Annotated in this window: 15 protein-coding genes and 2 pseudogenes; 4 read left to right on the top strand and 13 right to left on the bottom strand. The window is 66.3% G+C overall.

Annotated elements, in window-relative coordinates; translation table 11 throughout:
* Positions 1-30 precede the first annotated feature (30 nt).
* The gene (locus tag BN4346_RS37700) at positions 31-669 is read right to left on the bottom strand and encodes a TetR family transcriptional regulator (RefSeq protein WP_067973573.1); all 639 of its coding nucleotides are present in this window, start codon (positions 667-669) and stop codon (positions 31-33) included.
* Between the two features lie 93 nt (positions 670-762).
* On the opposite strand from BN4346_RS37700, the gene BN4346_RS37695 reads away from it, so the two are divergent.
* A complete protein-coding gene (locus BN4346_RS37695) occupies positions 763-1,203 on the top strand; it encodes a hypothetical protein (RefSeq protein ID WP_067973571.1) in 441 nt (146 codons plus the stop codon).
* 17 nt (positions 1,204-1,220) lie between these two features.
* Here the strand turns inward: BN4346_RS37695 and coaE are convergent, their stop codons facing one another.
* Both coaE and rpsA read right to left on the bottom strand, forming a co-directional pair.
* Positions 1,221-2,402: a dephospho-CoA kinase gene (coaE, locus tag BN4346_RS37690; RefSeq protein WP_067973568.1), complete on the bottom strand. Its 1,182-nt coding sequence runs from the start codon at positions 2,400-2,402 to the stop codon at positions 1,221-1,223.
* A 30-nt stretch (positions 2,403-2,432) separates the two neighbouring features.
* A complete protein-coding gene (gene rpsA, locus BN4346_RS37685; RefSeq protein WP_067973651.1) occupies positions 2,433-3,872 on the bottom strand; it encodes a 30S ribosomal protein S1 in 1,440 nt (479 codons plus the stop codon).
* A gap of 172 nt (positions 3,873-4,044) precedes the next feature.
* On the opposite strand from rpsA, the gene BN4346_RS37680 reads away from it, so the two are divergent.
* Positions 4,045-5,172 (top strand): PrsW family intramembrane metalloprotease, encoded by a 1,128-nt coding sequence (locus BN4346_RS37680; protein WP_067973565.1) that lies wholly within the window; start codon positions 4,045-4,047, stop codon positions 5,170-5,172.
* A gap of 18 nt (positions 5,173-5,190) precedes the next feature.
* Positions 5,191-5,313: pseudogene (locus BN4346_RS49080) on the top strand (nitronate monooxygenase); the annotation flags it as partial.
* Positions 5,314-5,425: 112 nt separating this feature from the next.
* On the opposite strand, the gene BN4346_RS37670 reads toward BN4346_RS49080, so the two are convergent.
* Genes BN4346_RS37670 through BN4346_RS37640 form a run of 7 tightly spaced genes read right to left on the bottom strand, consistent with a single transcriptional unit; the run spans position 5,426 to position 13,179 of the window.
* Positions 5,426-6,496 (bottom strand): ABC transporter ATP-binding protein, encoded by a 1,071-nt coding sequence (locus BN4346_RS37670; RefSeq protein ID WP_067973647.1) that lies wholly within the window; start codon positions 6,494-6,496, stop codon positions 5,426-5,428.
* Between the two features lie 13 nt (positions 6,497-6,509).
* The gene (locus BN4346_RS37665) at positions 6,510-7,349 is read right to left on the bottom strand and encodes a carbohydrate ABC transporter permease (protein WP_067973561.1); all 840 of its coding nucleotides are present in this window, start codon (positions 7,347-7,349) and stop codon (positions 6,510-6,512) included.
* Entirely contained in the window at positions 7,346-8,230 is an 885-nt protein-coding gene (locus BN4346_RS37660; protein WP_067973558.1) for a carbohydrate ABC transporter permease, read from the bottom strand. Before BN4346_RS37660 ends, BN4346_RS37665 begins: the two co-directional genes overlap by 4 nt.
* Positions 8,227-9,564, bottom strand: a complete 1,338-nt coding sequence (locus tag BN4346_RS37655) for an ABC transporter substrate-binding protein (RefSeq protein WP_067973644.1) — start codon at positions 9,562-9,564, stop codon at positions 8,227-8,229. Before BN4346_RS37655 ends, BN4346_RS37660 begins: the two co-directional genes overlap by 4 nt.
* A 14-nt stretch (positions 9,565-9,578) precedes the next feature.
* The gene (locus BN4346_RS37650; RefSeq protein ID WP_067973555.1) at positions 9,579-11,492 is read right to left on the bottom strand and encodes a YhgE/Pip domain-containing protein; all 1,914 of its coding nucleotides are present in this window, start codon (positions 11,490-11,492) and stop codon (positions 9,579-9,581) included.
* A gap of 2 nt (positions 11,493-11,494) precedes the next feature.
* Positions 11,495-12,223, bottom strand: coding sequence for an ATP-binding cassette domain-containing protein (locus tag BN4346_RS37645; RefSeq protein ID WP_067973552.1), 729 nt, complete (start codon positions 12,221-12,223; stop codon positions 11,495-11,497).
* A gap of 56 nt (positions 12,224-12,279) precedes the next feature.
* The gene (locus tag BN4346_RS37640; RefSeq protein ID WP_067973548.1) at positions 12,280-13,179 is read right to left on the bottom strand and encodes a sigma-70 family RNA polymerase sigma factor; all 900 of its coding nucleotides are present in this window, start codon (positions 13,177-13,179) and stop codon (positions 12,280-12,282) included.
* A 72-nt stretch (positions 13,180-13,251) separates the two neighbouring features.
* On the opposite strand from BN4346_RS37640, the gene BN4346_RS37635 reads away from it, so the two are divergent.
* Positions 13,252-13,602, top strand: a complete 351-nt coding sequence (locus BN4346_RS37635; RefSeq protein WP_067973546.1) for a DoxX family protein — start codon at positions 13,252-13,254, stop codon at positions 13,600-13,602.
* 123 nt (positions 13,603-13,725) lie between these two features.
* On the opposite strand, the pseudogene BN4346_RS37630 reads toward BN4346_RS37635, so the two are convergent.
* From BN4346_RS37630 to BN4346_RS49075, 3 genes and pseudogenes are all read right to left on the bottom strand, one after another.
* A pseudogene (locus tag BN4346_RS37630) lies at positions 13,726-14,043 on the bottom strand (TOBE domain-containing protein); the annotation flags it as partial.
* Between the two features lie 32 nt (positions 14,044-14,075).
* The gene (locus BN4346_RS37625; protein ID WP_067973542.1) at positions 14,076-14,876 is read right to left on the bottom strand and encodes a nuclear transport factor 2 family protein; all 801 of its coding nucleotides are present in this window, start codon (positions 14,874-14,876) and stop codon (positions 14,076-14,078) included.
* Complete coding sequence (locus BN4346_RS49075) at positions 14,876-15,445, bottom strand: isochorismatase family protein (protein ID WP_067973642.1); 570 nt, start codon at positions 15,443-15,445, stop codon at positions 14,876-14,878. The genes BN4346_RS37625 and BN4346_RS49075 overlap by 1 nt, the downstream gene beginning before the upstream one ends.
* Positions 15,446-15,482 lie beyond the last annotated feature (37 nt).

Here is a 15,482-nt window from a genome sequence, read left to right as displayed (position 1 = left end):
TTTCGCTTTCGCGGTAGGCCCGAGGGGGCGCTACAGGTATTGCAGGGGTTCCAGCAGGCTCACGCAGCGCCGGACCTCGTCCGACAACGAACCCGCCTCCGGGCCGCGCGACCACCGCTGGATGGCAGTGCTCGCCGTCGCCATCACCGCACTGGCGATGACTTCGACGCGCCGATCGTCGCCGGGCAGCTGCAGTCGCTGGGCGACCAGCTCGACTAGCTGCGTTTCCAACTCGGCCAATTCGGCGGTGTGCAGCCGCAGCAGCTCCGGGATCTCGCAGATCATCGGCAGCAGCGTGGTGAGGCCGACCGAGTTCTCGGTATGGACCTCGATGTGGTTGATCACCAGTTCGACCACGTCGGCCATCAGACCGTCCGAGCCCGGCCCGCTTCGCACCACGGCGCTGAGCTCCGGGTCGAACGGCGGGAACGGCAGCACCACCGACGTTTCCTTGTTCGGGAAATAGTTGAAGAAGGTGCGCACACAGACGCCGGCCCGCTCGCTGATCATCGGCACCGTCACCGCGTCGTAGCCCTGCTCGGCGATCAACTCGACCGCCGCCCGGTGGATGGCCGCTTCGGTTTCGCGCCGCCGGCGTTCCCTCAGCGAGCTGACCTGCGGCGCATCCACCCGCAAATCATTGCACACAATGCAAACTTTGCGTGCCATGCAATTTTTGTGATTCCGGTCGCTTGACTGCGGCAACTGTGACGCATGCGATGCCTGGGGACCATTGCGGTGCCCGCGCTAAACTCCGCTGATATGAACGCCAACCTGCGAATCGGTGTCGCCGTTGCCACCACCGCAGCCGTGCTTGGGTGCGGTCAGCTGATGCCCGCGCCGGCGGCCGCCGATGACAACGACAACACCACCGAGCTGCACAACGTGACCTACACCGCGAAGGTCGACGCCTGGTCCAGCGGCAACGTGGTTACCTTCATGCGCAACGACTACGAGACGGCCAGCGCGGACCTCGATGCGTTCGGCTCTCCGTTCGAGGCCAACGCCGTGATGTCCGACCCCAGCAAGGCCGGCATGGTGATCCGGCTGCGCTTCCCGACCACCGCGACGGTGCACTGCGAGATCAAGGTCGACGATGTCACCACGGTCAAAAGCGAGCGCTTCATCAACACCTGGGGCAACACCAATGACCCCCACACCGGCGCGATGCTGTGCGGTGCGCTGATCAGCAGCATGGCCTGATCAGTTCCTAGGCCTTCTTAGGGACGCCACCCGGTGCGGTCGGCCCATGCCCAGGCCTGCCGGTAGGCGGTGTCGAACCAGGGTTCCTTGACGGCGGCGTAGGCCTCGATGCCGCCCTCGATACCCGCGCGTTCGGCGTCGCGTTTGACCGCCAGGTACTCGGCCCGCGCCTCGGGGTCCGCGGACAGCCAGGCCGGGAACAGCAGGGCGAACTGCTGATTGGGCCGGCCTGCGACCCGAATGTGGACGTTGGTGGCCCGTCCCGGGTCGGCGGAGGCGTGAAACCGCTTCTGCCACAAGGCCGGGTCGTCGGTGTGCGGTGTGTCGGCGGTGATCTCTTCGCGCCGCGGGTAGCCGGCGGCCAACAGGGCCTCGGCGAGTTCGTCGGCGACCGCCAGGGATTCGACCGTGACCTGCACGTCGATGACGTCTTTGGCGTCCAGCCCGGCAACGGCGGTGGACCCGATGTGATCAATGCGGGTCGCCCGGTGCCCGCACGTGGTGCGCAGCCGGGCCAGGATGCGCTGCGCCTGATCCGGCCAGGTCGGGTCGGCGGGCATCAGCTGCGTCGGGGACGGCACCGTCTGGCGGGTGGCGAGATTGTGCGCGAACGGCAGGATGCGCTGATGCCACAGCTCCAGGGCCTGCTCCGCCAGCTCATCCGGGTTGCCGGAGTTGTCCAGCCAGACGTCGGCGACGTCGCGCCGCTGCGGCTCGGTGGCCTGCGCGGCGATCCGGGCCCGCGCGTCATCCTCCGACATGCCGCGGTATTGGAGGAGTCGAGCTACTCGTGTCTCTACGTCCGCATGAACCACGACCACCAGCGGGAAAAGCGGGGCCATCTGCGACTCGACCAGCAACGGGATGTCCTCGACAATCACCGCTTCGTCACCGGCCTCGGCGATCAACTCGGAGCGGCGGTGTGCCACCAGCGGGTGCACGATCCCGTTGAGCGTCGCCCGCTTGTCGTCGTCGCTGAACGCGATCGCGGCCAGCGCCGGACGGTCCAAAGCCCCATCCGGAAGCAGGATGCCCGGCCCGAAGGCCTCGACCAATTCGGCGAGGCCTTCGGTACCGGGCTCCACAACTTCACGGGCGATGACGTCACCGTCAACGATGACGCCACCGTGGCGGCTGAAGGTAGCCGACACCGTCGACTTACCGGCGCCGATACCGCCGGTCAGACCGATACGCAGCATCTGCGCCCCTTCAACCCGCTTGGGCGCGAGTCAAGCGCTGTTACCGGCGAGCTTCTCCCGCAGTGCGGCGAGCTGCTCGTCGCTGGCCAGCGAACCGCCGGCCGGAGCCTCGTCACGGTGCGAGCCGTTGGCACCCGAGCGCGGCTCGGCGTGCTCGGCAGCGGCGAACTTCTCCATCTGCGCGGTGTGCATCTTGTGCCGGCGCTCGGCCTCGGCGTAGCGGGCCTCCCACTCGGTGCGCTGCTTGTCGAAACCGTCGATCCACTCGTTGGTCTCGGCGTCGAAGCCCTCGGGGAAGATGTAGTTGCCCTGCTCGTCGTAGCTGTCGGCCATGCCGTACTTCGAGGGGTCGAACTCCTCGGTGTAGTCCTCGTTGGCCTGCTTGAGGCTCAGCGAGATCCGGCGGCGGTCCAGGTCGATGTCGATGACCTTGACCATGGCGTCGTCGCCGACCGCGACCACCTGGTCCGGGACCTCGACGTGGTGCTCAGCCAGCTCGGAGATGTGCACCAGACCCTCGATGCCCTCCTCGACGCGGACGAACGCACCGAACGGCACCAGCTTGGTGACCTTGCCCGGAACGATCTGACCGATCGCGTGGGTGCGGGCGAAGTGCCGCCACGGGTCTTCCTGAGTGGCCTTGAGCGACAGCGAAACCCGCTCGCGGTCCATGTCGACGTCGAGCACCTCGACGGTGACCTCGTCGCCCACCTGAACGACCTCGGACGGGTGGTCGATGTGCTTCCAGGACAGCTCGGAGACGTGCACCAGGCCGTCGACGCCGCCCAGGTCCACGAAGGCACCGAAGTTGACGATCGAGGACACCACACCCTTGCGGACGGCGCCCTTCTGCAGCTGGTTGAGGAACTCGCTGCGCACCTCGGACTGGGTCTGCTCCAGCCAGGCACGACGCGACAGCACCACGTTGTTGCGGTTCTTGTCCAGCTCGATGATCTTGGCTTCGATCTCTTTGCCGATGTAGGGCTGCAGGTCGCGGACCCGGCGCATCTCCACCAGCGAGGCCGGCAGGAAGCCGCGCAGGCCGATGTCGAGGATCAGGCCGCCCTTGACGACCTCGATGACGGTGCCCTTGACGGCCTCGTCCTTGTCCTTGAGCTCTTCGATGGTGCCCCAGGCGCGCTCGTACTGGGCGCGTTTCTTGGACAGGATCAGACGACCCTCTTTGTCCTCTTTGGTCAGGACCAGGGCCTCGACCTCATCACCGACGGACACCACCTCGTGGGGGTCGACGTCGTGCTTGATGGACAGTTCGCGGGAGGGGATGACCCCTTCGGTCTTGTAACCGATGTCGAGCAGGACCTCGTCCCGGTCAACCTTGACGATCGTCCCCTCGACGATGTCGCCATCGTTGAAGTACTTGATCGTTTTGTCGATGGCGGCGAGAAAATCCTCGGCCGAGCCGATGTCGTTGACGGCTACTTGCGGCGAGGTGACGGTGGGACTTGGCATGTGTTGGGTTGCTCCGGACATTGTGGCGTAGTAGGGACAGGTGTTGTCACGCATGCTGGGCATGCGGTGGCCCGCGATCTGGTCTAGGACTAGACGAGGACTACCTGTTGAGGCTACTCGACGCGTTGCACGCTGGACAAACCGGTGGCTACGCTCCCTCGCTATGCCTCAGATGCGGAACCGGCGGAGAGTCGGAGCGCCGCTCATCGTGATCGTCCTGCTCGCCATCCTCACCGTGTTCCTGTTGCTGCTGTTCACCGCTGCCAACCCGGGCGGAACCCTGACCGCACTGGTGCTGGCGAGCATGTCGATGCTGGTGGTGCTGTTGTGCTACCGGTGGCTGGACCGCTGGGAGCCCGAACCGCGCCGGCTGCTGCAACTGGCGTTCTTGTGGGGAACATCGGTGGCCGTGGTGCTGGCGGTCGGCCTGGAGACCTTCGGGTCTTCTGTCGCCAACGTGCGACCGCTGGTGTCGAAGACCTTCGACATGGCGGCTATCCAGGCGCCGTTCATCGAGGAAGCGGCCAAGGGCCTGTTCCTGCTGATCATGCTGACCGGACGCCGGCGGCTGGCACTGAACTCGCTGACCGACTGCATGGTCTATGCGGGTGTTGTGGCGGTGGGTTTCGCCTGGATGGAGGACATCGTCTACATCGCGCCGGCCGACTCACCGGCCAAGATGGCCGCGGTGGCCATCGCCCGGCTGATCTTCGGCCCGTTTGCCCACCCGCTGTTCACCACGATGACCGGAATCGGGGTGTTCTTCGCGCTGCGCCGTCACGGCTTCTGGTCGAAGGCTTTCGTGATCCTGCTGGGCTATCTGGCCGCCGTGACGATGCACGCCTCATGGAACGCCTCCCTGGCGATGGGCGGCGGCCAGCTCTTTCTGGTGACCTACTTCTTCTGGTTGGTTCCGGTGTTCCTGCTGATGGTGCTGCTGGGCATGTTGAGCCGGCGGCACGAACAGCAACTGGTCGCGTCCAAGCTGCCCGGCATGGTGGCCGGCGGCCTGATCAGCGCCAACGAGGCGACCTGGCTGGGGTCGATCCGCAGCCGCAAGCTGGCGATCCGCGAGGCCACCCGCATCGGTGGCCGGCCCGCCGGCAAGGCGGTCAAGAAGTTCGCCGTCCAAGTGGTTCAGCTGGCATTCATCCGGGACCGGATCGACCGCGGCTTCGGTGACCCCGAGGTGTTCGCGGTACAACAGGAGGACGCCTACGGCGTGGTGGCCGCCCGCACGGCTGCGCCGGTGCTCTACACGATGGCGGGGTATCACTCGCCGCTGCCGGTGCGGCGCTGATCTCCAGGAGGGCTCGCGGTGTCGCTGCGCAACCGCCTCACCGACTACTTCGGTATCGACCATCCGATCGTGCTGGCGCCCATGGCGCAGGCATCCGGCGGCCGGCTCGCCGCGGCCGTCACCCATGCCGGTGGACTCGGTCGCCTCATCACGCGCGCGGATCCCCTCCAGCGACGGAAGGACTGTATCGAACATACATTCGATTGTACGCGAATCTGCCGACACTCGCATGCCGACACTCGCAGGACCGCTGTCAGCCGATCCGCGCGCCGTCCGCGCGGAAGAAGTGCACATGTTCCGGATCTGGGCGCAGCCGAACTCGGTCACCGCGCTGCACGGAATTGTCGGCGGCAACACGAACGGTGACAGGTTGGCGGATTGTGCCGCCGGATTGGGCGATCCCGCCATACAAGTAGGTGTCGGCTCCGAGCTCCTCGACGAGGCCGACACCGAACTCGAAGCCGTCATCGCCGAGCACCAGATGCTCGGGGCGCACCCCTATCACCAGCTCGGCGGCGCTGGAAGCGATCGCGCGCGGCAGGGTGAGCGGGTAGCCGCCCAGCGACACCGCGCCGTCAACGACGGGAACCGTGAACAGGTTCATCGCCGGAGACCCGATGAACCCGGCGACGAACACGTTGGCCGGCGTGCGGTAGAGCTCGCGCGGCGGGGCGCACTGCTGCAGCACCCCGTCGCGCAATACCGCCACCCGATCGCCCATCGTCATGGCCTCCACCTGATCGTGGGTGACATAAACCGTGGTGATACCCAACCGCCGCTGCAGTTCGGCGATCTGGTTACGGGTCTGCACCCGAAGCATGGCGTCCAGGTTCGACAGTGGCTCGTCCATCAAAAAGACCTGCGGGCGGCGTACGATCGCCCGGCCCATCGCGACTCGTTGGCGTTCACCACCGGAGAGGTCTTTGGGCTTGCGTCCCAAGAGTTCAGCCAAGCCCAGCAGCTGGGCGGCTTCGGCCACCCTGGCGCGGATCTCGGCCTTAGGCGTCTTGGCCACCTTGAGGGCGAAACCCATGTTCTGCGCCACGGTCATGTGCGGATACAGGGCGTAGTTCTGAAACACCATGGCGATATCGCGATGGCCGGGATCGGTTGCGGTGACATCGTGATCGCCGATGTAGATCTGACCGGCGTCAACAGGTTCCAAGCCGGCCAGCATCCGCAGCGTCGTCGTCTTGCCGCAACCCGACGGCCCGACCAGCACCATGAACTCACCGTCTTCGACCGCCAGGTCCAACGCGTCCAGGGCCGGGCGGTCGGCGCCCGGATAGTGCCGGGTCACCGAGTCGAAGGTCACTGAGGCCACTGCGTTCTCCTGACTACCGTCCACCGAAGCCCGTGGCCGCGATCCCGCTGACGAAGGCCCGTTGGGCGATCGCGTAGATGACCACCAGCGGGGCCAACATCAGCATGGACGCGGCCATTAACACCGGCCACTCGGCGACGTACTCCCCCTGCATCCAGACCAATCCGAGGGTCAGGGTGGCGATGCCCTTGCGCTGAATCATCAGCAGCGGCCACAGAAAGTCATTCCAGACGTTGATCCAGGTCAGCACCGCCAGCACCATCACCGCAGGTTTGGCGTGCGGCAACAGAATCCGCCAATAGATGGCCCACGGTGAGCACCCGTCCAAGATCGCGGCCTCCTCCAGATCGATGGGCAGGGTGGCGAAGAACTGTCGCATCAGATAGGTGCCGAACGCGCTGCCGAACAAGCCGGGAATGATCATCGCCCACATGGTGTCGGTCCAGCCGAACACCCGCATCAAGATGAACTGCGGAATCACCGTGACCGTCAACGGCACCATCAGGGTGGCCAGATACAGCACGAACACGGTGTCACGGCCGGTGAACGGCAGCCGGGCGAAGGCATAACCGGCCAGCGAACAGAAGAACACCTGTCCGGCCGTCACGCAGCCGGCGTAGAGCACGGTGTTGAACAGCATCCGCCAGAACGGCATTCGGGCGAATACCTCGGCGTAGTTCGACCACTGCGGATGGGCCGGCAACAATATCGGCTGGCTGATCTCGGCTTGGCGCTTCAACGAGCCCGACAGCGCCCACAAGATCGGGAACAACGCGCCGGCGGCGACGGCTGCCAACCCCGCGTAGACGCCCAGCAACCCCGCGATCCGGTGCCGTGCCGGTGGGCCGGTCACTGATCCACCGCATTCCTGCGCGACAAACGCAGTTGGACGACGGTCAGGATCAGCAGCACGGCAAACATCACCCAGGCCAGCGCGGACGCATACCCGAAGTCCAAGAACGCAAAGGCCTGCTGAAACAACATGATGGCCAAGACATAAGTGCCGGTCTCGGGGCCGCCGCTGCTGCCGGTGAGCACATAGACCAGATCGAATGCCTGGAACGCGTTGATCACCGAGATCACCACCACGAACCACACGGCGCCGCGGATCATCGGCACCGTGATCGACACGAAGCGCCGCACCTCGCCGGCGCCGTCGATGCGCGCCGCCTCGTGCAGGGAGTCGGGCACGCCCTGCATGGCAGCCAGCAGGATCACCGTCGCAAACGGCACGCTCTTCCAGATACTGACCAGACACAACGAGGCCATCGCCCAGTGCGGTTCGGTGAGCCACGGGACCGGTGCGACGCCGAACCAGCTGAGCATGATGTTGAGCAGTCCGCTGTCGGTGTTGAACACGAACTGCCACACCACCGCGATCACCACCGAGGAGACGGCCAGCGGAAGAAACGCGATCGCCCGAAACAGCCCGATGCCCTTGATCTTCCGGTTCAACAATCCGGCGACCGCCAGGCTGATCAACACCGTCGGTACCACGGTGCCCAGGGTGAACACCGTCGTGTTGCGGACCGCGATGCCGAACAACGGATCACCGGTGAACAGGTCGTGGTAGTTCGTGGCGCCGACGAACGTCGGCGCCGTGAATAGGTCCCAGCGCTGGAAGCTCATGTAGAGCGAGAAGGCCAGCGGGAACGCCATGAACACCGCGACGGCCGCCAGGTTCGGGGCGATGAACCAGCGTCCTGCGCGTGCTCGTCTGCGGGTGGGATTCATGCGGTGGCCAACACTTCGTCGATCTGCGGTGACAGCCCGGTCTTCAGCGTCGCCGCGGGCCGTTTGCCGCGCAGTACCGGGCCGATGGCGCGGTCCATCAGGGCGTGGACTTTCTGCCAGTCCGGGGAGATCGGCAGTCCTTCGGAATGCGCCGGACCGCCGGTCAGCACCGCAAGGTTGCGGATCCCGGTGTGGGCGAGGGTGAATCCGGGTGCGGCGATCGCCGAGCGCAGCACCGGTACGAACAGCCCGGACTCCCCGATCAGCGACTGCCCCACCGGCCCCGCCGCGAATTTGAGGAATTCCCAGGCCTGTTCCCGGTGGCGACTGTCGGCGGCGATAGCCAGACCGGTGCTGCCGATGGCGGATTGAGCCGCCATGCCCTTGGCCGCGGCAGCCGGTCCAGTCGGCAGCACCGCCACGTCGAAATCCAGCTCGTCGGCTTGGACGAAGGTCTGGTAACGCCAGTGCCCGCCCAGGGCCATCGCCGCGTTGCCCGCGGTGAACAGGCCCATCGTGGAGATCGACTGGGTGTCCGCTGCGGCGGGCGCCACGCGATGCACGTTGGCCAGGTCGGCGTAGAACTGGATGCCGGCGAGAAAGTCGTCGTTGTCGAAGTTCAGGTGGGTCGGGTTGACTCGCGGCACCGCCCAGGGCACCCCGTTATTCATGCCGAACAGTGCGGCGGAATACGGCGGCGACCAGGTGTCGACGAAGCCCCACTGGGTGACTCGGCCGTTGCCGGACCGTCGGGTCAGCGCGGCAGCGGTGTCGAGGAATTCGTCGAACGTCCAGGGCGTATCCCAGCGGCCCGGCGGTGGCGCCACACCGGCCTCGGCGAAGATCCTGGTGTTGTAGAACAGGAACGCACCCGACCACTGCTCCGGGAACGCGTACTGGCCCCCGTTGAAGCCGAACGTCTCATAGAGCGCGGGGATGCTATCGGTGCGCAACGTCGCCGCGAACTGCCGATCCCGATCCAGCAGGGTGTTCAGGTCTGCCAGCACGCCGCGGTCGGCAAGCCCGGCGTAGTTGAACTCCCACGCCATCAGCACATCCGGGCATTTCCCGCCGGCGCAGAACGTCGACATCTGCTGGGTCGGGTCGCCGCCGGCCAGAATCGTGCGTACCCGAATGTCGGGGTGTTCGCGCTGAAACGCGTTGACGATCCGCATTCGAGCGTCAGCCTCTTCGGGGTTGGCCGCGAAGAAGAAGGTCAGTGCGTCGTCGTCGCTGCCGCAGGCCGACGTCGTGGGCAACAGTGCGGCTGCCCCGATCACTCCGGCGCCGCGCAGCACGCTTCGTCGCGTGAGCGATTGTGCACCGGAGGCCAGCACCTGCGAAACCGTCAGACTTCGATCGGCGGGTAGAGGCGTTCGAGGGTGTACTGACGGTCTCGCCGCGCAGCCCAGGAGCTGGCAATGAGCGACACCACCAGGATCCCGGCCAGAACCGCCACCGACGTCCACAGTCGCTCGTCGACGCCGCCGACAGTCAGCTGGCGTAACCCGTTGACGGCGTAGGTCATCGGGTCGTAGGGATGCAATATCTGGAACGGTTTCGCGGTCGTCTCCACCGGATACACCCCGCCGGAGGACACCAGCTGGAACATCAGGAACGCCAGGGTGAACACCCGGCCAACGGCCACCCCGAGCACGGCGTTGAACGCTTGGATCATCGCCAGGAATGAGGCGGCGATCAACGCCAAGAACGCGACCATGCCTAAGGCGTGTCGCGCCTGAAGCCCCACCCCGAAGTGCACCACCGTGTACATCAGCAAGACCTGGCACACCCCCAGCAGTAAGGCCGGCCAGTACGACGCGAGGACCACTCGCAGTGCGCCCAGGCCGTTGACGATGGCGCGAGTCTGCAGCGGGGTCAACAACATCCACACGATCAACGAGCCGATGAACAATGCCAGCGGCAGAAAGAACGGCGCAAACCCGGTGCCGAAGGTGGCGGCGTGATGGGTGAAGTCCATATCCACCCCGACCGGGCTGGCCAGGATTGCCGACACCTCGACACGTTGTTGGTCGGTGATGGTCGAGGCCCGCTGGTCGGCCTCACCCAGGCCCGACGCCAGCTGGGCGGCGCCGTCCTTGAGCTGATTGCTGCCGTCGGTCAGTTGGACCAGGCCGTCGCTGAGCTGGTTCGCCCCGGCTACCAGTGCGGTGGCGCCGTCGCGCAGCGCGACCACATCGGATCGCAGACCGCCGTCGAGGGCGTGGGTCATAAACGTGCGCAGCCCGCTGCCCGGGTTGGCCAGATCGTTCTCCAGCTGTTGGGTGTCGGCGCGCAGTTTCGCCAGGCCCTCGTCGGTGGCCGGGTCCAGTCCCTCGACGTCGAGCAGGCGCTGGGCGCCGGCGAGGGTGTCACCGAGCCCGCGCACCGCCGGGTCGGGGTTGCCGCGCAATGCGTCTACCACCTGGTTGACGATCCCGGCGGCCTGCTGATAGTTGACGTTGAGCGACGCGATCCGGTCACTGACCGTCTTGAGGTTCCCGCCGAGGCTGGCGGCGGCCGCGCCGGCGGCATTCGGGTCGAAGCCCATGGTGGCGAGGTCATCGGTCACCTTGAGCAGCGGATCGGTGGCCTGTTGCACACCGTGGGACAGCTGGCGGATTCCGTCGGCGAGCGCCGCCGACCCATCACGGGCCGTACCCATATTGTCGGCCAACGTTTTTGAGCCGTCCGAGAGCTGGCTTGCTCCGTCCGCCGCCTTCTTGACCTCATCGGTTACCTGGGTCAGCGCGGTACCGATCACCTGTTGGCCGACCTTGGCGCTCACCTCGTTGAGCACCTCGCGGGCGGCATTCTGCCCCATCACCGAGGCCAGGTAGTTGTTCGCGTCGTTGAACCGGAACTGAATCTGCGCTTTCTGCGGGTTCGGGCCCGCCGGGGACACCACTGCCGTGCTGAAGTCGGACGGCAGGGTGATCGAGAAATAGTACGTTCCGTCGGAAACCCCTTTAGTGGCTTCGCTTTCCGATACCTGGTGCAGATCGAGCTGCTTGGAGTCGACCAGCGCGCGGGTGACCTCGTCACCGGCATGTAACTGTTCACCCGAGACCACGGCGCCGGTGTCCTCGTTGACCAGGGCGACCGGGATCTTGTCGATGGCGGCGAACGGATTCCAGAACGCCCACAGATACATTGCGCCGTATAGCAGCGGCAGCACGATGATGGTGATCAGGGCCAGGCGCGGCATGGTGCCCCGCGAGTAGCGTTTGAGGTCGGTTCCCAGCGACATTCCGGCGAGCATGGTCAGCGGTTCCCCTTCTCGTGTCGGCCGGGAACGAGCTCGGCACGCTCCAAACGGTCGACGGTGATCTGCCCGGCGAGTCCGAACCCGTCGGGAATCGGGTTGGCAGACGACGTGATCACGGTCTGCTGCTCCCCCAGCGCAACCAGCCGCGTCAGCAGGATGGCGCGATCGCGGCTGTTCTTAATTTCGTCGATGCTGCCGACCACCAGCAGCGGTGGACGTGCGGTGTTGGCCAGCGCGATACGCAGCAACAATCCGGTCATTTCGTCGAGGTGCTCGACGTAGTCGTGCAGTTGGGGTACCGGCAGGTCGCCGAAGACCGGCCCGCAGATCGCGTCGCGTTCGGCGTCACCGGCGCGGCGAATCAACTGGTACCACGGGGCGTCCCAGCGGATCTGTTCAGTGATCAGGTCTGCGACCGTCACCGACTCGTAAATCGCATCGATCTGTTCGATTCCGGCCAGGGCAGCGACGTCGAAGATGTCGCGGGCCTTGCTGCGCCCGAGCACGGTGAGTGTGCCCGACGACGGCTTCATCCGGCCCGCCAGGTTCATCATCAGGGCGGTGCGGCCCGATCCGGGCGGGCCGACCAGCACGGTGGTGCCGCCGGCCGGGATGTCCAGATCGAGCGGTCCGAAGACGCGCCCCCACGGCCCGGTCATCGTGATGCCGCGCGCTGTCACCGCGACGGGCGGCTTGGCCTCGTCGGCCGTCGTTTCGTCTGGCACCGGACGTCCCCCTCACAGATCGGTTCGCGTGACCCATCAAAGCAGAACCCCACGGTTCAGCGAGGCTCGACGGTCCCCGGGAGTTGCAGCGTCGCGGTGCGCAACCGCTCGGCGTCGCCCGCGATATCGATGGTGTGGATGCGCCCGTCGTCGCCGATTCCGATGCGCAACAGGGCCAGCAGGCGACCTGCGGGCGCGATCGCGATGCCCGGGATGCCGTCGATGAGCAGCACCGCACCGGCCCGTGCGCGCCGGGTGAAACGCCGCGTCTCGGTGGCGACATCGTTCGCGCCGCGGATCTCGGTGGGCACGCCGGCAGGTATCAGCACGGGATCGACCCGTCGCACGACGTCGGGCGCCAACAACTCCAGCAAGGTGGGGATGTCGCCGCCGCGCGAGGCGGCCAGGAACGCGTTCACGATCTCGAGATGTTCGGCGCGACGTCGCGGTTGCTGGGCCGGACCGGCCTGCAGTCGGGCCCGGGCGCGGCTGGCCAGCTTCTTGGCGGCGTCCGGCGAGCGATCCAGTACCCCGCCGACCTGCTCGAACGGCACGTCGAACACGTCGTGCAGGACGAAGGCAACGCGCTGTGCCGGCGACAACCGGTCCAGCACCACCAGCAGCGCGCGGCTGACCGCCTCGGAGCGCAGCACCTCCTCGTCAGCGGCCGGTACGGCCAAGGCCGGGCTGCCGTCCAACTCGGGTGAATCCGACAGTGCTTGTTCGCTGCGCCGCGCGCGTGCCCGCAGCTGGTCGATGGCTACGCGTGCGGTGATGGTGGTAAGCCATCCGGGCAGATTGTCCACCGCGGCGAAATCGGCACCGCTGGCCTTCAGCCAGGCTGATTGGACGGCATCGTCGGCGTCTGCCGTCGAGCCGAGCAGATGAAACGCCACTGAATGCAGCTGCCGGCGGTGGTTCTCGAACCGTTGGGCCAAAACGTCGGTGTTGCCCATGGGTCACCTTTCCCGTTCGGGAGTCGTCACAGGGACAGAGCCATATCCATCGACGACAGGAAGAGCAACATCATGAGCGTACAGACGATCTATCTGGTGACCGTCGCGGTAACCGCGGTCACCACCATCGCCATCGCGATTCCCGACTTCATTCCGGCACAGTTCGTCCTGGCAAATTCCGCCCGGGTGGGCGTGCCGCGGTCCTGGTTGCCGCTGCTGGGTGGGCTGAAATTGGCCGGGGGCGCCGGCCTGCTCGCCGGTCTGGCAGGAGTCCCGCTGCTCGGTGTCGCCGCCGCGGCCGGACTGGTCGTGTACTTCATCGGGGCGGTCGTGACCCACGTGCGGGCCGGGGTGCTGTCCAACATCGGATTCCCGGCCGCCTACCTGGTGCTGTCGACCGCATCGTTGGTGATGCTGGCCTGACCTATCCGAATTCGGCGGCGGGGTCGGTGTGGCTGATGGCGACGGTCGTGGCAGTTCGACGACGACGTTGGTGGCCTTGACCGAGGCGACCACCAGGCTGCCGGGCTGCAGCTGCAGTTCGTCGGCGGCCTCCCTGCTGACCAGCGACACCAACCGGAACGGGCCGGCCTGAACCTCGACCTGCGCCATCACCGTGTCGCGGGTGACTTTGGTGACCAGCCCGACCAGTCGGTTGCGTGCCGACTGGCCAACCACCGGATTGCGTGACACCGGTTCGACGGAAGCGCGATCCTGGGCGAACCGTGCCAGCTCGGCACCGTCGACCATGCGAGGGCCACTGCCCGTCGTCAGCGACAGCCGACCCGAGTCGATCCATCGGCGAACGGTGTCGTCGCTGACCCCGAGGAGCTCGGCGACTTCGGCAATTCGAAAGCTCGGCACGTACGTGAGTTTATCGCCGCGGGCGCGCCCGATCACGCTCCTGGGAAATACCGGATTGCCGTGATCGGCGCGCCACGGCCGACCACGTCGAAGAAGAGGACAGCGCGCCGACTCGCCGAGGTGGTGGACACCGCGACGGTGTTGCCGGCGGCCAACATCTTCGTCAGGCGCGCGCCGTCCAGCTGTGCACCGAGCTCAGTGAGGTCCACGGCGATGTCATCACCGTAAGTGACCGTGGCACTGGGTGATAGCAGGTTTCTGGCAGTGGCAGTGTTGCCCGCTGCGATGGCTTCCAGGAATGTGTGCACCGGCTTCTTGCCCTTGCTGCCCGGCCTGCGGAACCCGGCGACGAATCCGGCAGCACCGGCCAGTCGCTGATTGCGCAGCAGCGATCGGGACAACCCGATCCCGGCCGGTAGCGAGGCGACACCGTTGCCGAGGAATTGGCCCACCATGGCCGGCAGCTCCCAGTAGGCACGCAGGCGCCGCAGCTCCCAGCCACCGGCCGACCCGCGCAGGTCATAGCGCACGATCGCCGGAATATGCATGATCACTGACGGTCCCATCGCGACCTCGAGCTGCAGATCCCGCACGACCGTCGTCCCGTGCACAATGTCCAGATCGCGGTGGAAGGTGATGTCGCGCGGACCGATGAACGTGTCGTAGAACCGGCCGATCTGATCGGGGCCGACGTGCGGGCGCGAACCCACCGGGTCCTCAACCCTGCCGTCGGCACTGAACAGCCCGGCCCAGCCGGCTCGATCGTGCGCGGCCGCCGCGGCCGGTGACTGCTCGACTATGGCCAGGAGCTCCGCGGCCTTGGCGTCGGTCATCAAATCTCCTCCGTCACAGTGACACCGGCGCTGCGCATCGCCGCGAGCGCGGTGGCCGTCGACTCGGCGGACACGCCCGCGGTAAGGGGCGACAGCACGGTAGTTGAAAATCCTTTGCAGGCAGCGTCTTTAGCGGTGGCGCACACGCAGTGGTCGGTGGCGACACCGACCACGTCGACATTGCGCACGTCATGTTGATTCAGCCAGTCACCCAGCGAGGTGCCCGCGTCATCGACCCCCTCGAAGCCGCTATATCCCGCGCCGTAGGCGCCCTTTTTGAAGACCGCTTCGATCCGTTCGGTACTCAGTGCCGGATGAAATTGCGCCCCGGGACTTCCCGCGACGCAGTGCGGAGGCCAGGAATCCTGGTAGTCCGGATGCTCGGAGAAGTGCGCGCCGGGGTCGATGTGCCAGTCCGCAGTGGCCACCACGTGCGCGTAGCGGGTCTTGGCGGTCGGGCTGTCCACGTAACGGCTGATCCCTTGTGCGACGGTGACAGCACCGGTCACCGGAATCGCTCCCCCATCGCAGAAATCGTTCTGCACATCGACGATGACCAGCGCCCGCATGCGTCCACAGTATCGTCGGCGCCGCAGCGCTTCTCGC

Source organism: Mycolicibacter icosiumassiliensis, assembly GCF_900078685.2.
Classification (GTDB): Bacteria; Actinomycetota; Actinomycetes; order Mycobacteriales; family Mycobacteriaceae; genus Mycobacterium; species Mycobacterium icosiumassiliensis.
Note: the sequence above shows the minus strand (reverse complement) of the source record. Positions and strands in the feature narration are given on the sequence as shown.